The sequence below is a fragment of the Burkholderia sp. KCJ3K979 genome (assembly GCF_016759955.1).
GTDB lineage: Bacteria > Pseudomonadota > Gammaproteobacteria > Burkholderiales > Burkholderiaceae > Burkholderia > Burkholderia orbicola.
This window is the reverse complement of the sequence record NZ_JACFYV010000375.1, coordinates 1-2,910: the sequence shown is the minus strand read 5'-3', so window position 1 is coordinate 2,910 and position 2,910 is coordinate 1. Positions and strand designations below refer to the sequence as shown.

Annotated in this window: 3 protein-coding genes; 2 read left to right on the top strand and 1 reads right to left on the bottom strand. The window is 70.4% G+C overall.

Annotated features, from left to right (window positions below):
- Positions 1–128 (top strand): heme-binding protein (locus H3O04_RS34790; RefSeq protein WP_202589459.1); only part of this gene is annotated, 128 nt, incomplete at its 5' end.
- Positions 129–132: 4 nt separating this feature from the next.
- Complete coding sequence (locus tag H3O04_RS34785) at positions 133–909, top strand: SDR family oxidoreductase (protein ID WP_011547606.1); 777 nt, start codon at positions 133–135, stop codon at positions 907–909.
- 49 nt (positions 910–958) lie between these two features.
- Here the strand turns inward: H3O04_RS34785 and H3O04_RS34780 are convergent.
- Positions 959–2,910 (bottom strand): diflavin oxidoreductase (locus H3O04_RS34780; RefSeq protein ID WP_202589458.1); only part of this gene is annotated, 1,952 nt, incomplete at its 5' end.

Genomic DNA, 2,910 nt, shown 5'->3' with positions numbered 1-2,910 from the left:
CGCTCGTCGACGGCGACGGGCGCTGCGTCGGCGCGATCGGCGTCTCGGGCGGCAGCGTCGACGAAGACACCGCGATCGCGCGGCACTGCCGCGACCTTTTTCAGGCAACCCTTCACTCCACAAGGTAAGCACATGACACGGAAACGCATCCTCATCACCGGCGCGGGCACCGGCTTCGGCCGCGAAGTCGCGCTGCGGCTCGCCGAACGCGGCCACGACGTGACGGCCGGCGTACGCACGGCCGTCGAGATCGACGCACTGACGGACGCCGCCGCGCAGCGCGGCACCGCGTTGCGCGCGGTGAAGCTCGACGTCACGTCGGCCTACGATCGCGCGCGCGCCGCCGAACTCGACGTCGACGTGCTCGTGAACAACGCAGGCGTCGGCGAAGCCGGCGCGCTCGTCGACCTGCCGGTCGAGATCGTCCGCGAGCTGTTCGACGTGAACGTGTTCGGGCCGCTCGAACTCACGCAGCAGATCGCACGCGGGATGCTCGCGCGCAAGCACGGCAAGATCGTGTTCGTGTCGTCGATCGCGGGGTTGATCACGGGGCCGTTCACCGGCGCGTACTGCGCGTCGAAGCACGCAATCGAATCGGTGGCCGAGGCGATGCACGCGGAGCTGGCGCCGCACGGCATCCGCGTCGCGGTCGTGAACCCGGGCCCGTACCGCACCGGCTTCAACGACCGGATGATGGAAACGACGCGGCGCTGGCACGATCCGGCCGTGCATACCGTGACGCCCGAGCGGCTGGCGTTCCCGCTCGAACAGCACGACCCGGAGGAAATGATCGCGAAGATGGTCGACGTGATCGACAGCGACGGCGGCGCGTTCCGCAACCTGCTGCCGGCTTCATCGGAAGCGTTCGTGCGCACCGAGCAGGCGCGTGCGTGGGAGCGGCAACAGTAAGCCGGCGGCGAAGCGGCGGGCCAACGCAACGGCCCGCCGCTCACGCGATTCAGTACACGTCCCGCATGTAGCGCCGCGCCTTCGAAAGCCGCGCGACGTAGTCGTTCGCGGCTTCGTCCGACATGCCGCCGTGCCGGGCGACGATCGCCTTCAGCGCCGTATCGACGTCCTTGGCCATCCGCGCGGCGTCGCCGCACACGTAGAAGTGCGCGCCCTCTTCCAGCCACGCGAACAGCTCGGCGCCCTGCTCGCGCATCCGGTCCTGCACGTAGACCTTGTCGGCCTGGTCGCGCGAGAACGCGAGGTCGAGCCGCGTCAGGAAGCCGCTGTCGCGCATCTCGCTCAACTCGTCGCCGTAGTAGAAGTCGGTCTGCGCGTGCTGCTCGCCGAAGAACAGCCAGTTGCGCCCGCGCGCGCCGCGCGCCCGCCGCTCGTGCAGGAAGCCGCGGAACGGCGCGACGCCGGTGCCCGGGCCGACCATCACGATCGGCACGTCGCCGTTCACCGGCGGCCGGAAATGCGCGGACTTCTGCACGAACACGGGCACGCGGCCGTCGTCCGCGCGATCGGCGAGGAACGTCGACGCGACGCCTTTGCGCGCGCGCCGGCCATTGTGATAGCGCACGGCCGACACGGTCAGGTGAATCTCGCCCTCGTGCGCGCTCGGGCTCGACGCGATCGAATAGAGGCGCGGCTGCATGCGCTTGAGCATGCCGACCAGCTCCGCGCCCGACAGCTCGACCGGGTATTCGTGCAGCACGTCCGCCAGTTGCTGCCCCCACAGCCATTGCTTGAGGTCGCCCTTGCGATCCTCGCCGAGCAGCGACTTCAGCGCGCCGTTCGCGCTGCGCGACGCGATGAAGGCCAGGGTGTCCGGATGCGGGCGCGTGATGTCGAAGTGGCGTGCGAGCGCATCGCCGAGCCGGATCTCGCCGACGCCCGCGACCGACACGGGCGCATCGGCCTTCAGCGCGGTGACGGACAGCAGTTCGTCGACCAGTTCCGGGCAGTTGGTCGGCCATACGCCGAGCGCGTCGCCGGTTTCGTATTCGAGGTTCGCGCCGTGGGTCGACAGCGATACGTAGCGCGTGTCTTTTGCCGCGCCCGGCCGGTTCAGCCGCAGGTTCGCGACGAGCTTCGACGGCGCCGGATGCGCTTTCGTCGGCAACAGCCCCGACGGGCTCAATCCGCCGGACGGCACCGCGTGCAGCGCGGCATCGGCCTCCTTGATGCGCGCGACGACGCGCTCGAGCCACTGATCGGCATCGTGCTGGAATTCGACGTCGCAATCGACGCGTGCGCACAGGCGCGCCGCGCCGAGTTCCGCGAGCCGTGCGTCGAGCCGGCGGCCGTGGCCGCAGAACTGGTCGTAGTTGCGGTCGCCGAACGCGAGCACCGCGAAATGCACGCCGTCGAGGCGCGCGGCGCTGCCGGCCTGCAACGCATCCCAGAATTCGCCGCCGTTGTCGGGCGCATCGCCGTCGCCGAACGTGCTCGTCATCAGCAGCACGTATTGCGCGCCGGCCAGCGACGCGACCGGATAGTCGGACATGCACGCGGTGCGGATCTCGAAGCCCGCGTTCATCAGCTTCGTCGCGTAATCCTCGGTCAACGATTCGATGTTGCCGGTCTGCGACGCCCACAACAACGTGACCTTCGGGCGCGGGCGCACGATGCGCACGCCGCCGGCCGCGGCGGCGTCGGCCGGCAGCGCGGGCGCGGCAGCGGTCTGCGCACCGGCAGGCAGCGAGCGGCTGAACAGGCCCGCGAGCATGCCGTCGAGCCAGAGCCGCACGGGCGGCGTCAACGGCGCGCCGGCCGGCAGCACGGGCACGCTGCCGTCGCGACGGCCGGCGCTCGCCTTCAGTCCGCTGACGAGGCCGGCCACGTACAGCCGCTCGGTGTCGGTCAGCGGCGGCGGCGCGAGATTGGCGACGCCGAGCGCGGCCGCGAAAGTGTCGATGTCTGCCATGTCGGATTCCTGTGAAGCCGTGATCGGCG